This is a genomic window from Bradyrhizobium centrosematis, assembly GCF_045571495.1.
In the GTDB taxonomy this organism is placed as follows: domain Bacteria; phylum Pseudomonadota; class Alphaproteobacteria; order Rhizobiales; family Xanthobacteraceae; genus Bradyrhizobium; species Bradyrhizobium centrosematis.
Map to the genome: position 1 here is coordinate 1411377 of NZ_CP120703.1, position 21885 is coordinate 1433261.

The 21885-nt window shown below is 62.4% G+C and carries 20 protein-coding genes and 1 tRNA gene; 14 read left to right on the forward strand and 7 right to left on the reverse strand.

What is annotated here, in order from left to right; all coding sequences use genetic code 11:
• The first annotated feature begins 62 nt into the window (after positions 1-62).
• Complete coding sequence (locus tag P6U31_RS06775) at positions 63-461, forward strand: gamma-glutamylcyclotransferase (protein WP_407187454.1); 399 nt, start codon at positions 63-65, stop codon at positions 459-461.
• Positions 462-517: 56 nt separating this feature from the next.
• On the opposite strand, the gene P6U31_RS06780 is transcribed toward P6U31_RS06775, so the two are convergent.
• Positions 518-1081: a chlorite dismutase family protein gene (locus P6U31_RS06780; RefSeq protein ID WP_407187455.1), complete on the reverse strand. Its 564-nt coding sequence runs from the start codon at positions 1079-1081 to the stop codon at positions 518-520.
• A gap of 257 nt (positions 1082-1338) precedes the next feature.
• Between P6U31_RS06780 and dnaG the strand changes: the two genes are divergently transcribed.
• Together dnaG and rpoD are read left to right on the forward strand one after the other, a co-directional pair.
• Positions 1339-3351, forward strand: coding sequence for a DNA primase (gene dnaG, locus P6U31_RS06785; protein ID WP_407187456.1), 2013 nt, complete (start codon positions 1339-1341; stop codon positions 3349-3351).
• A 378-nt stretch (positions 3352-3729) separates the two neighbouring features.
• A complete protein-coding gene (gene rpoD, locus P6U31_RS06790; protein WP_407187457.1) occupies positions 3730-5865 on the forward strand; it encodes an RNA polymerase sigma factor RpoD in 2136 nt (711 codons plus the stop codon).
• A gap of 115 nt (positions 5866-5980) precedes the next feature.
• On the opposite strand, the gene P6U31_RS06795 is transcribed toward rpoD, so the two are convergent.
• The 3 genes from P6U31_RS06795 to P6U31_RS06805 all read right to left on the reverse strand — a co-directional run bounded on the left by P6U31_RS06795 (position 5981) and on the right by P6U31_RS06805 (position 8113).
• Complete coding sequence (locus P6U31_RS06795; protein ID WP_036009587.1) at positions 5981-6217, reverse strand: hypothetical protein; 237 nt, start codon at positions 6215-6217, stop codon at positions 5981-5983.
• Positions 6218-7050: 833 nt separating this feature from the next.
• A complete protein-coding gene (locus P6U31_RS06800) occupies positions 7051-7392 on the reverse strand; it encodes a hypothetical protein (protein WP_407187458.1) in 342 nt (113 codons plus the stop codon).
• Between the two features lie 211 nt (positions 7393-7603).
• Positions 7604-8113 carry a hypothetical protein gene (locus P6U31_RS06805; protein ID WP_407187459.1) on the reverse strand — a complete coding sequence of 170 codons (510 nt, stop codon included), beginning with the start codon at positions 8111-8113 and terminating at the stop codon, positions 7604-7606.
• A 174-nt stretch (positions 8114-8287) separates the two neighbouring features.
• On the opposite strand from P6U31_RS06805, the gene P6U31_RS06810 reads away from it, so the two are divergent.
• Positions 8288-9094, forward strand: coding sequence for a lytic transglycosylase domain-containing protein (locus P6U31_RS06810; RefSeq protein ID WP_407187460.1), 807 nt, complete (start codon positions 8288-8290; stop codon positions 9092-9094).
• A 266-nt stretch (positions 9095-9360) separates the two neighbouring features.
• Here P6U31_RS06810 and P6U31_RS06815 read toward each other — a convergent pair whose 3' ends face one another.
• The gene (locus P6U31_RS06815; RefSeq protein WP_407187461.1) at positions 9361-10191 is read right to left on the reverse strand and encodes an SDR family NAD(P)-dependent oxidoreductase; all 831 of its coding nucleotides are present in this window, start codon (positions 10189-10191) and stop codon (positions 9361-9363) included.
• Between the two features lie 118 nt (positions 10192-10309).
• On the opposite strand from P6U31_RS06815, the gene P6U31_RS06820 reads away from it, so the two are divergent.
• The 4 genes from P6U31_RS06820 (at position 10310) to P6U31_RS06835 (ending at position 13802) form a co-directional block, all read left to right on the forward strand.
• Positions 10310-10684: a response regulator gene (locus P6U31_RS06820; protein ID WP_407187462.1), complete on the forward strand. Its 375-nt coding sequence runs from the start codon at positions 10310-10312 to the stop codon at positions 10682-10684.
• A gap of 65 nt (positions 10685-10749) precedes the next feature.
• Entirely contained in the window at positions 10750-11361 is a 612-nt protein-coding gene (locus P6U31_RS06825; RefSeq protein ID WP_407187463.1) for a LysE family translocator, read from the forward strand.
• Between the two features lie 577 nt (positions 11362-11938).
• Complete coding sequence (locus P6U31_RS06830; RefSeq protein WP_407189778.1) at positions 11939-13141, forward strand: GGDEF domain-containing protein; 1203 nt, start codon at positions 11939-11941, stop codon at positions 13139-13141.
• A gap of 34 nt (positions 13142-13175) precedes the next feature.
• Entirely contained in the window at positions 13176-13802 is a 627-nt protein-coding gene (locus tag P6U31_RS06835) for an N-acetylmuramoyl-L-alanine amidase (protein WP_407187464.1), read from the forward strand.
• Between the two features lie 161 nt (positions 13803-13963).
• Here P6U31_RS06835 and rpoH read toward each other — a convergent pair whose 3' ends face one another.
• The gene (gene rpoH / locus P6U31_RS06840) at positions 13964-14863 is read right to left on the reverse strand and encodes an RNA polymerase sigma factor RpoH (protein ID WP_407187465.1); all 900 of its coding nucleotides are present in this window, start codon (positions 14861-14863) and stop codon (positions 13964-13966) included.
• Between the two features lie 218 nt (positions 14864-15081).
• A complete protein-coding gene (locus P6U31_RS06845) occupies positions 15082-16089 on the reverse strand; it encodes an RluA family pseudouridine synthase (protein ID WP_407187466.1) in 1008 nt (335 codons plus the stop codon).
• Here P6U31_RS06845 and P6U31_RS06850 point away from each other — a divergent pair.
• The 6 genes from P6U31_RS06850 to P6U31_RS06875 all read left to right on the forward strand — a co-directional run bounded on the left by P6U31_RS06850 (position 16088) and on the right by P6U31_RS06875 (position 21828).
• Positions 16088-16432 carry a hypothetical protein gene (locus tag P6U31_RS06850; protein WP_407187467.1) on the forward strand — a complete coding sequence of 115 codons (345 nt, stop codon included), beginning with the start codon at positions 16088-16090 and terminating at the stop codon, positions 16430-16432. The two genes, P6U31_RS06845 and P6U31_RS06850, sit on opposite strands and share 2 nt — an antisense overlap.
• Before the next feature lie 57 nt (positions 16433-16489).
• A tRNA-Glu gene (locus P6U31_RS06855) sits at positions 16490-16564 on the forward strand.
• 809 nt (positions 16565-17373) lie between these two features.
• On the forward strand, positions 17374-18924 hold the full coding sequence (locus P6U31_RS06860; RefSeq protein ID WP_407187468.1) for an FAD/NAD(P)-binding protein: 1551 nt from the start codon (positions 17374-17376) through the stop codon (positions 18922-18924).
• Between the two features lie 296 nt (positions 18925-19220).
• On the forward strand, positions 19221-20030 hold the full coding sequence (locus P6U31_RS06865; RefSeq protein ID WP_407187469.1) for a glycosyltransferase family 4 protein: 810 nt from the start codon (positions 19221-19223) through the stop codon (positions 20028-20030).
• 56 nt (positions 20031-20086) lie between these two features.
• Positions 20087-21253, forward strand: a complete 1167-nt coding sequence (locus tag P6U31_RS06870; protein ID WP_407187470.1) for a glycosyltransferase — start codon at positions 20087-20089, stop codon at positions 21251-21253.
• The gene (locus tag P6U31_RS06875) at positions 21250-21828 is read left to right on the forward strand and encodes a WcaF family extracellular polysaccharide biosynthesis acetyltransferase (RefSeq protein WP_407187471.1); all 579 of its coding nucleotides are present in this window, start codon (positions 21250-21252) and stop codon (positions 21826-21828) included. The genes P6U31_RS06870 and P6U31_RS06875 overlap by 4 nt, the downstream gene beginning before the upstream one ends.
• The last annotated feature ends 57 nt before the right edge of the window (positions 21829-21885 follow it).

Genomic DNA, 21885 nt, shown 5'->3' on the forward strand with positions numbered 1-21885 from the left:
GGAATGACAAACTGTGTAAACGGAGTAGCGGTATCGCACCGGCACCGCAACGTTGGAACACCATGACCTCCGATCGCCTCTTCGTTTACGGCACCCTGATGCGCGGCTTCGACCATCCGATGGCACGGCTGCTCGCGGGCCATGCGGAATTCCTCGGCGAAGCGACCTGCCGCGGCCGACTCGTCCTGGTGAAGCATTATCCGGGATTGCTGCTGTCGGATGCGGCCACCGACCTCGTCCATGGCGAGCTCTTTCGGATGCGCGTGCCGGCCGAGCTCTTGAGCGAGCTCGACATGTACGAGGCCTGCGGCGAGGGCTTTCCGGAGCCGACCGAATATCTGCGCCAGCTGGTCGACGTGACGCGCGCCGACGGCACCACGGAGAAGGCGTGGACCTACGTGTACAACTGGCCGGTCACCGATCTGCCACGTATCGAGTCCGGGCGCTTTCTCGAGCACTGATTGTTTTCGAGCATGATCTTCTCGGAAAACCGCTGCGCACTTTTCCGGATCATGCTTCAAGCCGACAGCACTTCCTTCACCACGCGCACGTCGACCTCGCGCTCGACATAGGTCCACTCCTCGGTCCGCCGCAGCATCGCCACCATCTCCTCGAATAGCGAGGCGTGCGCGGGGGCGAATTCGAACCAGGTCAGGAAGTCGAAGGGGCCGCCGAGGTCGCGGCAGTGATAGAGCTGGCGCGCAATCGCGGGCAGGAAACGAAGGCTGCTGGCGATGTGATGCGACTTGTCCTCGAAGATCTTGCGGCGCTCTTCCTGCGTCAGATGCCACCAGGCCTGCGACTTGCGGATCGGGATCAGCGCCGCGCTGGTCGCCTCCAGCCGCCCGAGCCCGGCCTGCACCGCCACGAGTTGCTCCTTCTCGGCCCGCTCGGTGTAGCGCAGGCTGCTGGCAACGCCGACCAGCCGCCAGGCATTTCGCGAGGGCACCAGCGGCAACGAGACGGCCTCGCTGTCGGTCACCGACAGCGCAGGGACGAAGGGCAGGGGCTCGCCCGTCACCGGTTCGATCGAGGTCACGCGCCAGCCCCCGCTCTGGCCACCTCGAAACGTCCTGAACATGGCGATATGGAAGCGTGGAACCGGGCCGGGTTCAAGGGGCTCGTCATTCCGGGGCGCCCGTCGAGCGAACCCGGAATCCATTTCTCCCAGCATTCCGGTGGCCTGATGGATTCCGGGCTCGCGCTTCGCGCGCCCCGGAATGACGGAGCGGGCTGTGAACAGCGCGCATAATCCCGATAAACCTGACTTTTGGGCCCGCCGTCCCTATATCCCTGATCCTTCGCCCGACTCACCCGGTTTCGCGCTAGACACAGCCCATGCGCTTCACGCCCCAGTTCCTCGACGAGCTTCGTGCCCGGCTTTCGGTCTCCGAAGTCGTGGGCAAGCGCGTCAAGCTGAAGAAGGCAGGGCGGGAGTGGAAGGGGCTGTCGCCGTTCCAGCAGGAGAAGACGCCGTCCTTCTACGTCAACGACCAGAAGGGTTTTTACCACGACTTCTCCTCCGGCAAGCATGGCGACATCATCAGCTTCGTGATGGAGACCGAGGGCCTGCCGTTCGCGGAAGCCGTGGAGCGCCTCGCGGGCATGGCGGGCCTGCCGCTGCCGGCGGTGACGCCCAACGCCGCCCGTGAGGAGCAGCGCCGCCGCACGCTGCATGACGTCATGGATCTCGCAGCGACCTATTTCGCGGAGACGCTGGCCTCGCGCCAGGGTGCCAAGGCGCGCGGCTATCTCGCCGATCGCGCCATCTCGCCGGCGACGCAATTGCAGTTCCGCCTCGGCTATGCCTCGCCCGATCGCTTCGCGCTGAAGGAGCATCTCGGCAAGCTCGGTATCTCCGTCGAGGACATGGTCGAAACCGGCCTCTTGATCGGCGGCGACGATATCCCCGTGCCGTATGACCGCTTCCGCGATCGCGTGATGTTTCCGATCACGGATTTGCGCGGCCGCGTCATCGCCTTCGGCGGGCGCGCGCTGGAGAAGGACGTTCCGGCAAAATACCTGAACTCGCCGGAGACGCCGCTGTTCCACAAAGGCGACAATCTCTACAACCACCAGACTGCGCGCAAAGCCACCCATGACGGCAGTGCGCTGATCGTGGTCGAAGGCTATGTCGACGTCATCGCCATGGTGACCGCGGGCTTTCCCGGCAGCGTCGCGCCGCTCGGCACCGCGCTCACCGAGAGCCAGCTTGCGCTGCTCTGGAAGATGGCGGACGAGCCGATCCTCTGCTTCGATGGCGACCGCGCCGGCCAGAAGGCGGCCTATCGTGCCGCTGATCTCGCGCTGCCCTTCCTCGCGCCGGGAAAGAGCCTTCGCTTCGCACTGCTGCCGGAGGGGCAGGATCCCGACGATCTCGCGCGCTCCGGCGGCCGCGGCGCGATCGAGGAGGTGATCGGAGCGGCCCGTCCGCTCGCCGACATGATCTGGTCGCGTGAGCTCGAAGGCGGCAATTTCGCCACGCCCGAGCGGCGCGCCGCGCTGGAGGCGCGCATCAGGGAGCTCACGAACGGCATCCGGGACGAGGTGGTGCGGCGCTATTATCGCGACGAGTTCATCGAGCGGCTGCAGCGCACCTTTGCTCCCGACGGCGGGCGCGGTTTTGGCGGCCGGGGCAATTTCCGCCAGGGTCAAGGCGGGGGCGGCCGCTCGTTCCAGCCGAGGGGCGGGGGAGCGAATCGATTCGGCGGTCAGGGATTCGGCGGAGGGCGCCGCGGCGCTCCTGGCCCCACCATGCTACCGTCAGGCCCTTACCAGGCGGCCAGCCCGCAGCTGGCGGCCAGCCCGATCATGAAGGGTCAGCGCAGCGCCATCTCCCGCCGCGAGGCCCTGATCCTGCAATGCCTGATCAATCACCCCTGGCTCCTGCACGACCACCTTGAGGAAGCGGCGGCGCTGGAGTTCGTTCACCCCGACGTCCACAAGCTCAGAGCCGCCGTTATCGCCGCCTTCGCCAACGATCATCACCATTCCCCGGACCCCGAGGAGCAGGCCGAGAAGATGCGCGGCGACCTCGAGCGGGGCGGATTTTCGCAAGTTCTTCAAAGAGTTGAGAGCGGCATCACCACTGCGGCGGTGTGGGGCGCGCGCGAGGGTGCGGCGCGGGACGACGTTCTTGCCACTTGGCATCAGCTGGTTGCCTTGCATCGGCAATGGCATTCACTACTTAGAGAGCTGAAGGACGCCGAGCTGGCCTTGGGGGAGGACCCCAGCGAGGCCAATTTGGCGTGGCTGCGTGACGTCAAGGCTCGGATAGGCGAAGTCGACGGCACCGAGGCCCTCATCGAGGGGTTTGGCGAGCTGTCGGGCCGGCTTCAGAAGAGCATGTGATGAAAAGAATCATGCGGACGGCCGGGGCCGGAACCGCTAAAAGACTCGCCAAATCCTGGGTTTGGCGGCAAAAACAGGGTTAATCGAGGCTTAACGGTCTTGTAGCACTTTGGCCACCAGGCGGCCGCAGGCAGAACAGACGCGTCAGGAATGAATCCGCGCAATCGCTGTTGGCACTACACCTGCATCCGCTGCGGCAAAGAGGCTGACGAAGCGTTAGGCAATTCCGGCGAGAGAAAGTTGGGGGTGGCGAGAGAATTGTGCGCCGCCCTTTCCGTGTCGAGAGCTGCCGAAGCGAGAGCGTCGAGCAACAGGTTCAAGTGAATTCACGCAAGGCGCGGGCAAGCGCCTCGCATGAAGCGCGTTTAGGAGCAATGGATGGCCACCAAGGCAAAGACGCTGCAGGCGAAGGACAAGGAAAAAGACGACAAGGCAGCGGACGCGCCGGAGAAGGATTCCCAGGACGCGCCCTCGCCCTTGCTCGATCTGTCCGACGCGGCAGTGAAGAAGATGATCAAGCAGGCCAAGAAGCGCGGCTTCGTGACCTTCGATCAGCTCAACGAAGTCTTGCCGTCGGACCAGACCTCGCCCGAACAGATCGAGGACATCATGTCGATGCTCTCGGACATGGGCATCAACGTCACCGAAGCCGACGACTCCGAAGGCGAGGACGAGAAGGACGAGGGCGACGACGAGACCGATAACGAGCTCGTCGAGGTCACCCAGAAGGCCGTCACCGAGGTCAAGAAGAGCGAGCCGGGCGAGCGCACCGACGATCCCGTGCGCATGTATCTGCGCGAGATGGGCACGGTCGAGCTGCTCTCCCGCGAAGGCGAAATCGCGATCGCGAAGCGCATCGAGGCCGGCCGCGAGGCGATGATCGCGGGCCTCTGCGAAAGCCCGCTGACCTTCCAGGCCATCATCATCTGGCGCGACGAGCTCAACGAAGGCAAGATCTTCCTCCGCGACATCATCGATCTCGAAGCCACCTATGCCGGTCCCGATGCCAAGGGCGGCATGAACACCGCGATGATCGCCGGTCCTGCCAGTGAGAACGGCGAAGCCGCGGCCGAGGGCGGCGAAGCTGTGGCTGCGGCTGCGCCCGCCCATGTCGCCCCGCCCGCCGCGCCGCCGTCGCCGACCCCGTTCCGCGCCGCGCCTGCGCCCGGCGCCGCCGAAGGCGAGGAGAAGGATCCCGGCGAGGCCGCCGCCGAAGCCGACATGGACGACGACGAGTTCGAGAACCAGATGTCGCTGGCGGCGATCGAGGCCGAGCTCAAGCCGAAGGTGGTCGAAATCTTCGACAAGATCGCCGACAGCTACAAGAAGCTGCGCAAGCTTCAGGAGCAGGACATCCAGAACCAGCTCCAGAACGAGTCGCTCTCGCCGCACCAGGAGCGCAAGTACAAGAAGCTCAAGGACGAGATCATCGTCGAGGTGAAGTCGCTGCGCCTCAACCAGGCGCGTATCGATTCACTTGTCGAGCAGCTCTACGACATCAACAAGCGCCTCGTCTCGCATGAGGGCCGCCTGATGCGCCTCGCCGACAGCCACGGCGTCGCGCGCGAGGATTTTCTGCGCAACTACACAGGCTCGGAGCTCGATCCGCGCTGGCTCAACCGTGTCTCGAAGCTCTCGGCCAAGGGCTGGAAGAACTTCGTCCACCACGAGAAGGACCGCATCAAGGACCTCCGTCACGAGGTGCATCAGCTCGCGGCCCTGACCGGCCTCGAGATCGTCGAGTTCCGCAAGATCGTGCACTCCGTGCAGAAGGGCGAGCGCGAGGCCCGCCAGGCCAAGAAGGAGATGGTGGAAGCCAACCTCCGTCTCGTGATCTCGATCGCCAAGAAGTACACCAACCGCGGCCTGCAGTTCCTCGACCTGATCCAGGAGGGCAACATCGGCCTGATGAAGGCGGTCGACAAGTTCGAGTACCGCCGCGGCTACAAGTTCTCGACCTACGCCACGTGGTGGATCCGGCAGGCGATCACGCGTTCGATCGCGGACCAGGCCCGCACCATCCGCATCCCCGTGCACATGATCGAGACGATCAACAAGATCGTGCGCACGAGCCGTCAGATGCTCAACGAGATCGGCCGCGAGCCGACCCCGGAGGAGCTGGCCGAAAAGCTCGGCATGCCCCTGGAGAAGGTCCGCAAGGTCCTCAAGATCGCCAAGGAGCCGCTCTCGCTCGAAACCCCCGTCGGTGACGAAGAGGATTCACACCTCGGCGATTTCATCGAGGACAAGAACGCGATCCTGCCGATCGACGCCGCGATCCAGTCCAACCTGCGCGAAACCACCACGCGCGTCTTGGCCTCGCTCACCCCGCGCGAAGAGCGCGTGCTGCGCATGCGCTTCGGCATCGGCATGAACACCGACCACACGCTGGAAGAAGTCGGCCAGCAGTTCTCGGTGACGCGCGAGCGCATCCGCCAGATCGAAGCCAAGGCGCTGCGCAAGCTGAAGCATCCGTCGCGGTCGCGGAAGCTGCGGAGCTTCTTGGACAATTAATTCGGATCGTCATGCCCGGGCTCGACCCGGGCATCCATCCAAACGAAAACGGCGGGCCGAAAGCCCGCCTTTCTCATTTGTGCCGACGCTTCGCGCCTCTCATTGGCGCGCCAGCTTACTTCTTCTTCGCCCCGACCCGCTCGATCCGCTTGATCTCCAGCGCCGGGCGGCCGCTCTTCTCTGCGATCTCGCGGTCCTGCTCCATGATGAAGTTACGCGCCGGTTCGTCGCCGTCGAGGCCGCCGAGCAGCTCGGAGGGGACGCGGCGGTTGGAGCGCTGGGAATCGTCCTCGTAGACGACGTTGAAGAAGGCGAACTCGCCTTTGGGATTGGTTCCGGGTTTCTTGGCCATGGCGGCTTGTCGTCGATTGCAGGGCCGCAGTCAAATGACTTTGGCGGGTTGATTGCTCAAATGGCGGTGCACTCCTCTCCCGCGAGCGCAGGGCGAGCGCATATGACTTGTAGCGTCAGCCGCTGCACACGCCTCGTCCTTCGAGACCACCGCTGCGGTCTCCTCAGGATGAGGCTAAACAGTATGCGTGCTCGTTGAAACGGCCGCCACGACTTCAGTCCTCATCCTGAGGGCCGGCCAACGGCGGGCGTCTCGAAGGATGGCCACAGGCGAGATCGCCCTATATGCGCTTGCCCTGACCGCAAGCGAGAGCTGAACGAACCGCGGACGCAGGCCGACCTGAAGCATTCCGCTCTCGTTGCGGCCCGAGCGGCGGGGCCATGCGGCTGATTGATATCTGCTGCGGGAGGGGGCTGCGGAACCCGATGCCAGAGGCTGATGCCGTCCGCGACGTTCCTTCGCAAAAACCTCGCCGCATAAACGGCGGGCCGAGGCCCGCCGTTTATTTTGGTCTTCAGTGTCACCCGGGGCTGGCGGGGCGACAACCTAAAATAGAAGGCTATAGAAGCCGCGCTGTGATGGCAAGGTAAATCGTGGTGGCGTTGATGTCGCACCGAGCGCATCAGATATGCGCCGGTTGCGATCAGCGGTTCCCACACGGATCGAAGCAATTGTTTGGATCATCGAACTACTTTGTTCATCCTCACAAGTTTCGCGATGCAGCGCGCGTGACGCGTTGTGTCGGAAGTTGCACCGGGCTGCACATCTTCCCGCCTGCGTGCAGATGGTGTGATGCCAACCCCTCAGTGCGCGCGTGCTTTGCGCGATGCGCATCATTTTGCCCAGGTGCGCTGCGGCACTTCCTGCACCGCGGGCCGCGATCCGTGTCCGCCGTCTTTGCCGCCGTCCTCCTTGCGCCCCTGCGCCATGATCGCGCTGCCCATCGCAGCCGAGCCGAAGGTGATGAGGAACGACGCCAGCAGCAGCGCGAGCGCGATGCCGGGCGAACGGTCGGCGAAGATCAGCTCGCGCAGATGTCCAGGATTGAGCCAGAGCAGCCCACCGACGAGGATCGTCGCGGCGCAGGCGCCGATCGCAAGATTGATGGCGAGCAGGCGGAACAGCGGGATGCGGAGGAGGGCGGGGCGGGGTCGAGGTGGCAGGTGGTGAGGCATGGCTCGTTTCATGCTGGCTCAGTGCGGCGCAAGCAACGATATCATAGCGCCAACTCTGTCATCCGTCATTCCGGGGCGCGTAGCGCGGGCCCGGAATCCATTCATCCACCGTCGCTGACGCTCGATGGATTCTCAGGTGCGCGATTGCGCACCATAGTTCGCGCTACGCGCGCCCCGGAATGTCGAGGGGCGATCTTTGGCGTAGCCCACCTCACGCCGCCGGCACGGCCCGCGCCGCCTGCTGGCGCTCCATCATGGTCTGCCACAGCGTTGCGATGCTCGCTTGCGTCTGCGGTGCGATGAGGCAGTGGCCTTCATTGTCGAAGCCGCAGAACCGCACCGATGGATCCTTCTTCACCTCGATCAGCGCCTGGTTGATCATTTCCAGGCACGTGATGACCTCGCCAACGTCGTGCAGGCGGGTGTGATGCAGGATGTCCATCAAGCGGAACGTCATGACCGCGGGCTGGCCGAAGCTGATGCCGGGACGGCCGAGCTCGAACAGCACGTTGACCGCCGGAAGCACGCCCCTGATATGCTCGAGCAGGCCGGCGGCGTCCTCCACGCTGCAGGCGACGAGATGGGACGCCTGGGGCGGGGCGGCCGTGGGCGTGCGGGGCGGCGCAAGGCCGAGCGAGGTGATCACCTCCTGCTCGATCCATTGCCGCACCGCTGCGGGGGCATTGCGGATCTGCTCGGCGGTCAAGGTTATTCCGGTCATGGACGCATCTCCTGGGCGGCTCTCCTGATTGCTTCAATCTAGAAAGCAGGGCGTGAGACAGTTTGATGCGGATCAAGCCTTGAGCTTGAAGCCTTGTGCTTTGACGCTTGCCTCTTTCCCGGGCATGATCCGCGCGCTGCTTCGCAGCAAGGTGTTTTTGGGGGATTGCTCCACATGCTGAGACTGCTTCTCGCCGCCGCGTCCGTCCTCTGTCTGGCCGGCGGGTCGGCGCAGGCCGCGCGCTGCGGCGGCGATTTCAACGCGTTCGTCGCCACCATGGCGCAGGAAGCTCAGGCGGCCGGCGTCTCGGCCAGCGTGACCAGTGCGGCGCTCAGCGGCGTGACCCCGGATAGCGCGGTGCTCGCCTTCGACCGGCGCCAGCGCCACACCTTCAACAAGAGCTTTGAGCAGTACGTCTCGACCCGCGTCGGCCCGGGCCGCATCAATGGCGGCCGCGCGCTTCTGCAGCGGCACGCCGCGCTGCTCTCCCGCATCGAGCAGCAGTTCGGCGTGCCGCGTTACATCCTGGTCGCGATCTGGGGCCTGGAGAGCGATTTCGGCAAGGGCGACATGGGCAAGATGCCGGTGATCCGCACGCTGGCGACACTCGCGCATGACTGCCGCCGCACCGATCTGTTCCAGGGCGAGCTGCTTGCCGCTCTCAAGATCGTTCAGCGCGGCGACCTGCCGCTGCGCGACCTCATCGGCGCCTTTGCCGGCGAGATCGGCCAGACCCAGTTCCTGCCGTCGTCCTACATCAAATACGGCGTCGATTTCGACGGCGACGGCCATGTCGACCTCCGCCACAGCGTCCCCGACGTGCTCGCCTCGACTGCGAACCTCCTGCACATGAGCGGATTCAAGATGGGCCAGCCCTATGGCGAAGGCACCGCCAATTTCGAGGCGATGCGCGAGTGGAACAGGGCGGTGGTCTATCGCAAGACGATCGGCTATTTCGCGGATCGGCTGGCGGGGCAGTGACCTCACCCTCCCCTGGAGGGCAGGGCTATCGCATATGAGTGGGGTTGCCTGTGGCGCATCCTTCGAGACGCCCGCCTTTGGCGGGCCCTCAGGATGAGGACGGAGTCGGCGGCAGCACTCTCAACGGACAGCGATACAGTTCAGCCTCATCCTGAGGAGACCGCGAAGCGGGCGTCTCGAACGAAGGAGGCGCTTGCTCGGGCCGCGCCACAAAACCGTACGCGATAGCCCTGCCCTGGAGGGGGGAGGGTCGAGAGAAGCAACGATCACGTCCCCTTCGCCATCTTCTCCAGCCGCCGCTGCAGCGGCGCCCAATATGTCGCCGGCCGGAAGCGCTGCAAGAGGTCCATGAAGCGGGCGTCATTGCCGATCAGGATGCGCGGCTCGTTCTTCTCGATGCCCCGGATGATGCGCAGCGCGGCGTCCTTCGGCGTGGTCTTCGCCGCGTTCTCGAACCGCTCGATCGACTGCGCGCGGCGGGCATTGTCGGTGACGCCGACGCCGGTGCGGGCGTTGCGCGCGATCGCGGTGGCGACGCCGCCGGGATGCACGACCGACAACTTCACCGAGCTTCCCGCCACCGCGAGCTCATGCCGCACGCTCTCGGAAAAACCGCGCACCGCGAACTTCGCCGCCGCATAGGCCGATTGGCCGGGCGGTGCGATGATGCCGAAGATCGAGGAGAGGTTGACGATGTGCGCCTCGGCCCTCGTCTTCAGATGCGGCAGGAAGGCCCGCGTGCCGTGCACCACGCCCCAGAAATTGATGTCGAACAGCCAGTCCATCTGAGCCTGGTCGATCTCCTCGAACGAGCCCATCAGCGCCACGCCGGCATTGTTGACGACGATGCCGAGCGCGGGATGCGCGGAGGTCGCCTCGGTCGCGAACTGCGCGATGTCGCTGGCATCGCCGACGTCGACGCGATGCAGGCTGATCTTGCGGTCTCGGCCGATCTTCCCAGCCAGCGCCTTCAGCCCGGCCTCGTCGCGATCGGCCAGTGCGAGATCGCAGCCGCGCTGCGCAAGCTCGATGGCCAGCGCCCGGCCGATGCCGCTGGCGGCTCCCGTGATAGCGGCAGCGCCGCGAATCGTCGTCATGATGTCCCCCGTCAATCCCGCAAATGGAACTATGATTTACATTTTTTCACAATGGAACTGAACTGCAGGCGAGTTGAGCTTTTAACATGCGTTATGGAGGCATGCATTGGAGCCGCAGATGGGACAATCAATACCGTTTCGCGCGACAGCGCTGATCGTTGAAGACGACGTCATGCAGCGGGAGATGTTGTGTGTTCTGCTGGAGGAGAGCGGCTACCAGGTCATCCAGTGCGAAAGCGCCGAGGCCGCCGAGCGCGTGCTCGACAAGAGCGCCGGTGCGCTCTCTCTGATGCTGACCGACGTCCAGCTGGCCGGCCGCATGAACGGCGTCGAGCTCGCCCACCTCGCCAAGCACCGCAATCCCAAGCTCGACGTCGTCGTCACCTCCGGCCGCCCATTGCGGCAGCCCTTGCCCGACGGGGCTAAGTTCTGGGCAAAGCCGTGGGCGCCGCTCGACGTGTTGCGTGAGGCCGAGATCGCGCAGCTGTCTTGAGCGCAGGAGTGCGCTTCCTGGCGCGCAGGCTTCCTCGCCGTGAGGGGCGGTGATAGGGTCCGTTCATGACCTGGTCCTTCCTGCTCACCTCGCTCATCGTCGTCGCCTCGCCCGGTACCGGCGTGCTCTACACGCTGGCCGCGGCGCTGACGCGCGGCTCGCGCGCCGGCCTCGCCGCCGCGTTCGGTTGCACGCTTGGGATCGTGCCGCACATGGTGGCGGCAATGCTCGGGCTCGCCGCCGTGCTCCACACCAGCGCGCTCGCCTTCGCCGCGCTGAAATGGGGCGGCGTCGCCTATCTGCTCTACATGTCCTGGCAGGCGCTGCGCGAGAGCGGCGCGCTTTCGGTCGAGGGCAACATCCGCGAACGTTCGAGCGGCCGTATCATCATCACCGGCTTTCTGATCAACATCCTCAATCCCAAGCTGTCGATCTTCTTCCTCGCCTTCCTGCCGCAATTCATCGCCGCGGACGAGGCCCATGTGCTGGCGCGCATGCTGGAATTGAGCGGCGCGTTCATGGCGATGACCTTTGCGGTGTTCGTGGTCTACGGCCTGTGTGCCGCCTCGGTGCGCGAGCGCGTCATCTCCCGCCCGCGCGTCATGGCGTGGCTGCGCCGCAGCTTCGCGGCAGGCTTCGCGGCCCTCGGCGCCAAGCTGGCGTTTGCCGAGAGATAGCCTTCTCCACCCAATAAAAAAGCGGGCCTTGCGCCCGCCACCTTCAAACGCTCGACCCGACGCCCGGGCGGAGCGAGGCTCCACCCGGGCAAAGAACAAGCCTCGTTACTTCTTCTTCGCCTTCTTGGCCTTTTTCGCCTTCTTCTTCGCCGCCTTCTTCGCTTTCTTAGCCATAGGATCCTCTTAAGGGTTAATGGTGGAACGCGACACGAGGGATGCTCGGCGGAGGGCCAGCCTCGCAACATCCTCGACGACAAACTCAGCAGATTCGGAGCCGGATGCCCCGCGCTGTCACATCGGCGTCATCACGTTATCCACAGCTCAGATGCTTTTTCGGGTGATTTTGCTGCGCGAATCCGCTTCACGCGCGCCCCCGGCTCGCTGCGCGTTGCTTAACGATTCCGCAAATCCGTTTGCGGGATTCATCAATCCAAAACCAACGACCGAGTTTGTGCGACTGCGGTGAGACTCCATTAAGCGCGACCGTCGCATGGTCCTCCGCAAGAAGACGGGGATGGGTCATGGACGGACGGCTGCCGGGAAGGGGGAGCGGGACGCTGCGCGTGCTGTACGCGCCATGCTGAACGTGCCGACATTGTGGACGGTCTTCGTCGTCAACTTTCTGGCGCTCGGCGTGATCTGGGCCTACGTGACGCGCTCCTATCCGAATTTCGCGGCTGCGCGGTTCTGGATGGCCTCGGCCTTCGTTGGTTCGGGCGGAGCGGTGGTCGCCCTGATTGGCCTTTCGGCCATGTCTCCTGTGCCGCTTCTGATCGCCGGTGCCGGTATTATCGGGGCGAGCTGCTTTGCCGCAATGGGCATCGAACGCTTCTATGATCGGCCGGTGTCCTGGCGGTTCATGGTCGCGACGGGGGTCTTGAGTCTCAGCGGAGTCGGTCTGTTCAAGTTCGGCTTCGATCACATGCCGTTGCGGATGCTCTGCTACACGCTCGGCCAGTCCTTGCCGCTGTTGCGCTCGCTGGACTTGTTGCTGTCTCCGCCGGAAGGGCGAGCCAGCCCGGGCGCCCGGCTGTCCGGCATCGTCATCGTCGCCATGGTCGCGACGTTCTGCGCGCGCGTCGTTGGCAATCTGCTCGACTATGATTTCTCGGCTGTGGCCGGCGCTCAGAACCACGCCATCATGGTGCTCGGGCTGCTGTTCCTGTCGATGACGCTCAATTTCGGCTTCCTGCTGATGGCGATGGACCGGCTACGGGGCGAGGTGGCCGACCTCGCGCTGCTCGACGATCTCACCGGCGTCGCCAACCGGCGACATCTCTTGCAGCGCCTCGCCGAGGAATGCGCCCGCTCGGAGCGGAGCAACGCACCGTTCTCGCTGCTGGTGATCGACCTCGACGGCTTCAAGACTATCAACGACACCCACGGCCATGCCGCGGGCGATGCCTGCCTCAAGCACTTCACCCTGATGGCGCAGACGCGGCTGCGGCCTGGCGACATGCTCGCCCGCACCGGCGGCGACGAGTTCTGCGTCGTGCTGCCGTCCTCGTCCTTGCGCGAGGCTGCCACCATCGCGCGCCGCGTGCTCGAGGTCTGCCGTCAGGATGCTGCTGCCTGCCGCGGCGACGACATCCCGATCGCGATCTCGATCGGGGTCGCGCAGTGGGATCGCGACATCGGGGAATTCCCGGACCGCCTGATGGCCAATGCCGACCACGCCCTTTACGCAGCCAAGAAGAACGGCAAGAACGACTTTGCGGTCTATGACCCCGCCCCGCCGCTGTCGCCCGAGTCTGCCGGGGCGGTGAGGACATTCGCGTAAAGCCTGTTAGGGTCGGGGTCGCACTGGACCTTGCATGATGATGTTTCGCCTGCTCGCGGCCGTCCTGGCCGCTCTGCTTCCGATCGTCTCCGCCGCCGCTGCGGATGCCGAGCTCGCCAAGCTCGCGCACGCCTCCGGCACGCCCGAGATTCCCGGCCTTAAGATCGTTTGGCTGGCGCCATGGGGCGACCTCCGCAATGCGAGACCCTGGCGCAACATCATCGTGCACCAGACCGAGGGGCCGGCGGGCTCGGCGCGCGGCGGCGCGCAAGCGCAGGCCAAGACCCCGACGCGGCGCGGTGTCACGGTGTGGGTCGAGACCGACGGCACGGTCTATTGGGCGGTCGCCGAAAACCTGGTGCCGACGCATGGCGACGGCGCCAACCGCAACGACAACAAGTACATCGACAACAGCGCGACCTATCGCCAGGTCGTGCGCGACAATTCGATCGGCGTCGAGTTCGCCGGCAACTTTCCGGATGTCACGACCGGACCGACCGCGGCGCAGGTCGCCGCGTGGCAAGTCCTCGTCAAGGTGCTGCGCGCGCGCTACGATATCCCGCTCGACCGCGTCTATGCGCACAACTGGATCGACTACAAGGACGCGCGCTATTGCGAAGGCTGCTGGCTCGCGACCCTGGCGCGGATGTGGGGGGAGTAGTCTCCTTCCGTCATTCCGGGCTCGCCCTCCGCGCGCCTCGGAATGACAGCGAGCTTGCACCGCCTGCGCCATCCAGCCGAATCACACCAACAAAAAAGCCGGCGTCACCGCCGGCTTTCTGTCTTTCGATCCGCCAATATCTCTTTGCAGCGAAGCTCCGCTTAGTGCGCGGCTTCCAGTGCGGCCTGTTCGGCCTTTGCGATCGTGCCCTTGACCGCGGTCTGCACCTTCTCGAAGGCGCGGACCTCGATCTGGCGGACGCGCTCGCGTGACACGCCGAACTCGGCAGCGAGGTCTTCCAGCGTCATCGGCTCATCGGCGAGGCGGCGCGCCTCGAAGATGCGGCGTTCGCGCGGGTTGAGCACGCCCATGGCGCCGTTCAGGGCGTCACGGCGGTGATCATATTCCTCGTGCTCCGCCATCATGGCTTCCTGGTTGGGCGTGTTGTCGACCAGCCAGTCCTGCCATTCGCCGGCTTCGCCGTCGTCGCGGATCGGAGCGTTGAGCGACGCGTCGCCGCCGAGGCGGCGGTTCATGTCGATCACGTCCTGATCGGTGACGCCGAGGCGCTTGGCGATCATCTGCACCTGGTCGGGGCGGAGATCGCCTTCGTCCAGCGCGTTGATCTTGCTCTTCGCCTTGCGCAGGTTGAAGAACAGCTTCTTCTGGTTCGCGGTGGTGCCCATCTTCACGAGGGACCAGGAACGCAGGATGTATTCTTGAATCGACGCCTTGATCCACCACATCGCGTAGGTGGCGAGACGGAACCCCTTCTCGGGTTCGAAACGCTTCACCGCCTGCATCAGGCCGACATTGCCTTCCGAGACGACCTCGGAGATCGGCAAGCCGTAGCCGCGATAGCCCATGGCGATCTTGGCAACGAGCCGGAGGTGGCTGGTGACGAGTTGGTGCGCCGCGTCGCGATCGTCATGCTCGCGCCAACGCTTGGCGAGCATGTATTCCTGCTGGGGTTCCAGCATCGGGAACTTGCGGATCTCGGCGAGGTAGCGAGAAAGGCCGGATTCTCCATTAAGGACCGGCAAAGCAGCGGTACGGGCCATAGTGCGCCCTCCAAAGGTTCAGGCCCCCGATAGCGGCGGGCCAGGCAGACGACCGCTGTGTTAAAGCCGGCCGTAGCTGCGATGTTCCGCGCTGGTCATTTCCAACGCATGCGCAATATACCCCATGGGGGGGCAAAAAGGGAAGGATTGCTGACGTCACGTCCCCGTGTGGCAGCTATAATCTTTTGTAATGTAACGGCTTTCTTAAACGGTCTGCGTCATAGCGCCGCTTTCAGGGTGCGCTGGAGAAGAAGCAAATCCTCCGGCAGCGGCGCCTCCCAGTGGAGTAATTCTCCTGTCCTCGGGTGCTCCAATACCAGCAGGTAAGCATGGAGGGCCTGCCTTCCGAGTGCGGCGAGGGCGCGCTGCGACTCGGGGCCGAGCTGGTTCGCCTTGGTCTTGAAGTGCGGGCCGTAGACCGCATCGCCCATCAGGGGATGGCCGATATGGGCGAGGTGGACGCGGATCTGGTGGGTGCGCCCGGTCTCGAGCTCGCAGGCGAGCAGGGCCGCGACCGGCTTGCCGTCGCGCCCGGCAAAGCTCTCCAGGATTTCCCAATGGGTGATCGCTTCGCGGCCGCCCTGGCGCACCGCCATCTTCTCGCGCGCATGCGGATGGCGGTCGATCGGCGCATCGACGGTGCCGCGATGCCGGCCCGGCACGCCCCAGGCAAAGGCCATGTAGCCGCGCCGCATCTCGCCGGTGCGGCCGTGATCGGCGAATTGGGCGGTCAGCGAGGCATGGGCGAGGTCGTTCTTGGCGACCACCATCAGCCCGGTCGTGTCCTTGTCCAGCCGGTGCACGATGCCGGGCCGGCGCACCCCGCCGATGCCGGAGAGCGAAGTGCCGCAATGGGCGATCAGTGCATTCACCAGCGTGCCGGTCTCGTGGCCGGCGGCGGGATGCACCACCAGCCCCTTCGGCTTGTTGAGGACGACGATGTCGTCGTCCTCGAACACGATGTCGAGGGCGATATCCTCTCCCTTCGGCTCCGGCGGAGCCGCCTCCGGCACGTCGATAATGATCGTATCGCCGGATGCGACGTGATAAGCGGGGTCGCGGACCGCGGCGGCCTTCAGCTGCACTGCGCCCGCCAGGATCAGGGCTTTCAGCCTCGATCGCGACAGCTCCGGCAGGCGCGCCGCCAGCACGCGGTCGAGCCGGGCCGAGCCCTCGTCGCCGGCGACCACGACCTCCAACCTTTGCGCTGAACCCAGGCTTTCCATGACGACGTCTGAAACCGCTGTTCCCGAACCGACCCCCGAGCAGGCCGCGCTGTTCGCGCGGGTGCGGCGGATGATGCTGATCGCGGGGTTGACCACGGCGCTGGCGATCTGCGCCGTTCTGATCGCGGTGGGCTACCGCCTTTTCAAGTCGGAGGGAAGGGCGACGGAGGCGGCCGGGGATGTCACCGCCACGCTGCCGAAGGGCGCCAGGATCGTCTCGACCGGGGTTGCCGGCGACCGCCTCGTGGTTACGCTGGATCTCGGCGGAGTCATCGAGATCCGCACCTTCGACGCCCACACCCTGAAGCCCGCCGGGCGGCTGAAATTCGCCAATGAGCCGTAAAAGGCCCATCGGGGTCCTTGCGGCGGACAAATTTCGAGGCTATTGGCTAGCCCTCACGCTCCCTTCGTCTAGCGGTTAGGACGCGGCCCTCTCAAGGCTGAAACAGGGGTTCGATTCCCCTAGGGAGCGCCAGAAACTTCAGTCGATCTGCGCTCCTGTCTGTCCTCTCCCTCTTCCGATCAATTAGAGACCGTAAATCGGAAGGCAACGTTTGGTGGACGAGAGGCCTTGTTCGGGTAAGTGAAAGCTGGCATCGAGCGGCGTTTGCAGCGCCAAAGGGAAAAGGTCCCTTCAGGCCAGTGCACAAAGGCCGCATTGTATGTGACAGGCCCACCGGAATCAGCTGCGAATTAAAAGCGTTGCTGAAATCCAGCAATCCAGTCCCGGAGCAAATGGAGCAAGCTGCCGAGCCCGAGATGAGGGGGCATTTTCGCTAATCGCCCGTCGGTAAGTTGGTCACGAAAGGAAGGCGCAGAGGGCTTTGTGGTGGTTCTCTACCGCCCGCCTGTTCACGCTCCTTCCAGTAAGAACAGCCCTGAGAAAGCTCAAGGATCTAGTGAGCTGCCGCCCATATGGCTGAAGATATAGCTCGGCCTGTCAGCCTCCGGCCAAAGTTGCACGCCACTTTCGCGCATCAGCAATTCGATTCTCGCGGTCGCTTTGCGAACCTCCAGAAGCTGGACGGGGCTCGAGATAAGCTTCCGTCAGACGAGATCCGAAATCTGAGAGATTCGACAAACTCCAGCACTAATTCTGGTCGGAAGCTTGTGGCGTTGTACAGTCCTCGAGTGCGCTGCAAACCATGCAGTCGATCGAGAAAGCCGCACCTCAACCAAAAGTCGTATCTAAGCCGGGCTCGCCTTCTCCTGGACAAGAAGCGCTACGGAATGTAACATCGCGTCATTTCTCGATCTGTTGCATTTTGAACTCGGAAGCGTTCTTTGAGCGTACGATCAATTCGGTCAGAAAACAGATTTGATCTGACCATCGTTGGAAGCGGTCTTTCTTGCTGCTACACACTGCTCGCGCTTCTGGAAGAGCTGAAATCCCGCTGCGTTGCCCGAACCGTCTCAATTGCGGTTATCGAGAAGGACGCGATGTTCTGGACGGGCGTTAGCTGCGGAACGCGTTCGTCGTTCAATTCCTTGATGATCACGAACTTGGATGATTTCCTTCCGCTCGAAGACAAGGATGGCTTCTTTTCCTGGCTGAACAAGCTCAACTGGAAGGAGATAATTGCAGAGGGAGGCGATCTAGCCGCACGATGGTTCGAAAGAAACTGCAATCTGATTGAACGTCAAAAGTGGGGCTCAATTTTTCTCCCGCGGCAATTGTTTGGGGACTATACGAGGGCGAAAGTCGTCGATGCTATCGCGACGGCTCGCGCGAATGGCATCGCACGAGTATCTCAGATCGCCGGCGAGGCGATACAGACCAGGAGGTGCGATGCCTCTTGGGAGCTCACCATCAGCGCAAGCACTGGAGCGCATACCCTCACATCCTACGCAGTTGTCTTGGCTGTTGGTAACCCGCAATATTCGTCATTAGAACCATTTATCGATGGCCAAGCGTTCTCCGCGACCATCGTGGATCATCCCTATGAACCATCGATAACCTGCAGCCTATCTCGCATCAACAAAGGCCTCTCGACTGCCCCTGCGGGAAAGCGCAACATCCTGGTCGTAGGCTCTAACGCCACTGCGCTAGAGGTGATCTACCATCTGGCGAGCAACTCTGCTGTGGCGCTAGACCAACTCGTTATCATCTCGCGCGGGGGGACATTGCCTGAGCATCTCGGCAAGTCTGATGCATGCGATCCGTACCCAGAGCATCTAGCTGCCACACGACACAAAGCTGACTTGCAAGCGCGCGATATCATGGACGCTCTTCTCAAGGACCTCGAAGCATTCCGGGAGCGAGGTCGATCTGGTCTTAGCCATATCGTGCACCTAGTGCCCGAATTGACAAAGCTCCTTCCAGACGCTGAGCAAGTAGTTTTCCAGAATAGATGGGGCGGCGCCTTTACAAAGCTCATACGACGAGCGGGGCACGAATATTTGGATGTTCCTCAACGACTTCTTGCTGAAGGAAAGCTATCGATTTGTAAGGGGGAGTTGGTCCATCTCAAACCAACATGCGAGGCCTTTGCTTGCGCTCAATACGTCGGTTCTAACGAGCAAGTCTTCACGCACCCGACGCCATTTCCTGTCGTGGTAAACTGTAGAGGTTTCGAAGAACCGTCGATTCGATCGAATTCGAAGATTATCAGGGATTTGATTTCGAAAGGCCTTTGTACGGTTAACGACTCGGGGAGAGGTTTTCGTGTCAATGAGCAGTTGGAGGCCTCTGAGAGATTCTATGTCGTCGGACCGCTGCTTGCCGGCGCTTATACCAGTAGATTGAGGGGGTGGCATTTCGAAACGGCACGTCGGATTCGCCCTGCAGCAACCCTCTTGGCTCATCATCTAGGGCAGACGCTTCTGGTGTCATGACGCGGCGATTGGACGTAACTTTCGTATCGATCGTTCCCGCGCCTTATCAGCGAGACCTATTCGATGCGCTTGCATCTCGTGGCGAGCTTAGTTTGCGGGTCTTGTATATTGACGGCACTTCGCCCGATAATCCTTGGCCTGCAGAACAGCTTCGGCCATATGAAAGAATCCTGCCCGGATTTTTTCTCCCGTTGCTGGGCAGACGGGTCTACGTAAACTGGGGGCTTCCAGACCTTTCAACATCGGATTATGTGGTCCTAAGCACCTTCGTCTCCTCTTGGACGGGACAACGGCTGATGCGCGGCCTCAAAGGTCTTCGCTGGCTCTATTGGGGAGAACGCTTCGAAAAACGCCTCGGATGGGAAGCCCACGCACAGCGCGTCCTGACTGCGCCCATACTGCGCGCCACCGCAGTTGTCGGAATAGGCCGGCGAGCAGAATTGGACTTCGCGGCGCGATTTCCTTTGGCCCCGCACTTTTCCATTCCCTATTGTTGCGATCTGTCTGCTTTCTTCAAGCTGCGCCGAAGTTCGCCTTGCGGGCCCCACTTAACCTTTCTGTTTTGCGGTCAGATGATCCATCGCAAGGGTATAGATTTGCTTTTTAAGGCGTTCGATCAATTGGTCAGCTGCGGCTCGCGCGCACAGCTTCTGCTCTTGGGGAGAGAAGCCGAGCTCGGCAGTTTTATATCCGCTGTATCCCCCGACGCTCGCCGCAAGATTCGGTACCTCGGGTTTCAGCCGCCCGATCAGCTGGCGCGATTCTTCGGTGAAGCTGATGTGTTTGTGCTGCCGAGTCGTTACGATGGCTGGGGTGTTGTCATAAACCAAGCACTTGCAGCCGGAATGCCAATCATATGCTCAGACCAGGTCGGGGCGGGGGCTGAGTTGGTCATGAACGGCGTAAACGGCTTTGTGGTCCCCGCAGGAGATCCGATCCGGCTGCGGGAAGCTATGGAGTGGTTCGTGAAGAATCCAGTTGCTATCCAGCCGTTCGGATCGTCGTCAAGGAGCAAAGCCAGGAAATTGACGCCACAACGCGGAGCTCAAGAATGGCTGCACGTCTTCGAACGCCTTAATCAGATGGAGCCGCATGCAGCCGAATAGGCGTCGTCGCTATGGTCGTTGGCGGCGGGGCTCAGGCGAACAGAAGCGGAGATGGCATGCGAATCCTGCATGTGATTCCATATATGCATCCTCACGCCGGTGGACCGCCGGTTGCCATTCGCCATTTCATCCGTGAGCTCGAGCGTTACGAACACACGGCTGAAATCATTACGACCACAATGTTCTGCGAGAAAGACGAGAGTGCTTTCAGAGCAGATCTGGACCGGCTTGCGCCTTCGACGGTGCTTCCTGAGTCGAGACTTTCTCTACTCTCCAGCGGATCCACAAGAAGGAAGATTGTCGCAGCTGTTAGGCGAGCCGACCTTGTTCATCTTCATACTTTATGGGGGGCTCTGAATGTTTTGCTCTGGCGCATATGTCTTCGACTGCGAAAGCCGTACTGCGTGATGCCACATGGGTACTTGGACCCATATTCTTTGCGGACAAAGCGATGGCGGAAGGCAATCTACCTTCCGCTGGTCGAGGCCAAGATTATCGCTGGAGCGGCGGGAGTAGTATACACAACAAGAGAAGAGAGGGATCTGGCAAACTCTCAATTGGGGATGCCAACGAAAAGCTTCATCGTGCCTCTGGGAGCGGATGCCCCAACTGGCGATCGCAGATCGCGTCTCGGATCGGCCTTCCTGACTCGCTTTCCAATGGCTAGAGGCCGGCGCCAACTTCTCTTTCTGGGGAGGCTGGATCATAAGAAGGGGCTCGAGCACATAATTTCGATGCTGCCAGCCGTCGTCCAAGCATTTCCTGATGTGCTCCTAACGATCGTCGGCAGAGGGGCGGCATCCTACGAGCACCGGCTCCAGCAACTCGTAGAGAAGTACGAGCTGCAGCATCATGTGCTGATGACGGGCTGGCTGCAGGGCTCCGAAAAATGGGGGGCATATGCATCAGCTGAAATCTTCTTACTGCCCTCCGAGCAAGAAAACTTCGCGATAACAGTCGCAGAGGCGATGCAAAGCGGAATTCCTCTTATTGTCAGTAGGAATGTGAATTCCTGGCCATACGTATTGAGCGCAGGCGCCGGTTTGGTGGTGGGCGAGGAGCTCTCAATCTCTTCTCTAAGACAGAGCGTCGTTCTCTTATTACAAGATTCGTCGTTAAGGGACGCAATGGGTCGTCGCGGCGAGAACTTCGGCCGAGCAAGACTGACTTGGGAACGATCCGCCCGTCATCTTCTCGCTTGTTACCGGGAGTGCTTGCTATGAGGCGTTACCAAGACCTTTCCATCTTTGTTCGTCCGCCTGGCATTCGCGGTAGGCCGGCTTGGTTCGTTCAGTTTTGGTGGATATTCGACGCCTGTCTTATCCGCCCGATGCCACAAGTATTCTATGGGTGGCGAAGATTTGCATGGCGGCTGTTCGGAGCGAGAATCGGCCGCAACGTCATTATTCGCCCTGGCGTACGCGCCACATATCCGTGGAAGGTCGAGATCGGCGAAAATTCGTGGATTGGTGAAAATGTTGTTCTCGATAGCATAGAGAGAATTACAATTGGAGAGCACACCGTGGTCTCTCCAGAAGTCTATTTAAGTTCAGCTACGCATGATCATCTGGATCTTTCATTTCCGATCCAAGCACCGGGCATAAAAATAGGGTCGGAGTGCTGGGTCGCTGCACGCGCCTTTGTTGGACCCGGAGTTCTTATCGAGGACGGCGCCGTGATTGGTGCTTGTTCTGTAGTTCTCGCAAATGTACCTGAGGGAGTTGTGACGGCTGGAAATCCTGCACGTCCGATAGGTGTTCGAAAGAACCGAGACAGAGACCTTGCGGCAACGACGTAAGATTCATGCTGCCCAGATTGGCGCGGTGCCCTCGTGATTTGCTTGATTCAGATCAAT

Bases quoted from the DNA above. Each gene is read 5' to 3' on its own strand.
- P6U31_RS06875 (WP_407187471.1), top strand. From the start codon at position 21,250: ATGAGGCGTTACCAAGACCTTTCCATCTTTGTTCGTCCGCCTGGCATT.
- P6U31_RS06775 (WP_407187454.1), top strand. From the start codon at position 63: ATGACCTCCGATCGCCTCTTCGTTTACGGCACCCTGATGCGCGGCTTC.
- P6U31_RS06870 (WP_407187470.1), top strand. From the start codon at position 20,087: ATGCGAATCCTGCATGTGATTCCATATATGCATCCTCACGCCGGTGGA.
- P6U31_RS06800 (WP_407187458.1), bottom strand. From the start codon at position 7,392: ATGCCTCACCACCTGCCACCTCGACCCCGCCCCGCCCTCCTCCGCATC.
- P6U31_RS06850 (WP_407187467.1), top strand. From the start codon at position 16,088: ATGACGACGTCTGAAACCGCTGTTCCCGAACCGACCCCCGAGCAGGCC.
- rpoH (WP_407187465.1), bottom strand. From the start codon at position 14,863: ATGGCCCGTACCGCTGCTTTGCCGGTCCTTAATGGAGAATCCGGCCTT.
- dnaG (WP_407187456.1), top strand. From the start codon at position 1,339: ATGCGCTTCACGCCCCAGTTCCTCGACGAGCTTCGTGCCCGGCTTTCG.
- P6U31_RS06820 (WP_407187462.1), top strand. From the start codon at position 10,310: ATGGGACAATCAATACCGTTTCGCGCGACAGCGCTGATCGTTGAAGAC.
- P6U31_RS06815 (WP_407187461.1), bottom strand. From the start codon at position 10,191: ATGACGACGATTCGCGGCGCTGCCGCTATCACGGGAGCCGCCAGCGGC.
- P6U31_RS06805 (WP_407187459.1), bottom strand. From the start codon at position 8,113: ATGACCGGAATAACCTTGACCGCCGAGCAGATCCGCAATGCCCCCGCA.
- P6U31_RS06780 (WP_407187455.1), bottom strand. From the start codon at position 1,081: ATGTTCAGGACGTTTCGAGGTGGCCAGAGCGGGGGCTGGCGCGTGACC.
- P6U31_RS06835 (WP_407187464.1), top strand. From the start codon at position 13,176: ATGATGATGTTTCGCCTGCTCGCGGCCGTCCTGGCCGCTCTGCTTCCG.
- P6U31_RS06810 (WP_407187460.1), top strand. From the start codon at position 8,288: ATGCTGAGACTGCTTCTCGCCGCCGCGTCCGTCCTCTGTCTGGCCGGC.
- P6U31_RS06825 (WP_407187463.1), top strand. From the start codon at position 10,750: ATGACCTGGTCCTTCCTGCTCACCTCGCTCATCGTCGTCGCCTCGCCC.
- P6U31_RS06795 (WP_036009587.1), bottom strand. From the start codon at position 6,217: ATGGCCAAGAAACCCGGAACCAATCCCAAAGGCGAGTTCGCCTTCTTC.
- P6U31_RS06865 (WP_407187469.1), top strand. From the start codon at position 19,221: ATGCGCGGCCTCAAAGGTCTTCGCTGGCTCTATTGGGGAGAACGCTTC.
- P6U31_RS06830 (WP_407189778.1), top strand. From the start codon at position 11,939: ATGCTGAACGTGCCGACATTGTGGACGGTCTTCGTCGTCAACTTTCTG.
- rpoD (WP_407187457.1), top strand. From the start codon at position 3,730: ATGGCCACCAAGGCAAAGACGCTGCAGGCGAAGGACAAGGAAAAAGAC.
- P6U31_RS06845 (WP_407187466.1), bottom strand. From the start codon at position 16,089: ATGGAAAGCCTGGGTTCAGCGCAAAGGTTGGAGGTCGTGGTCGCCGGC.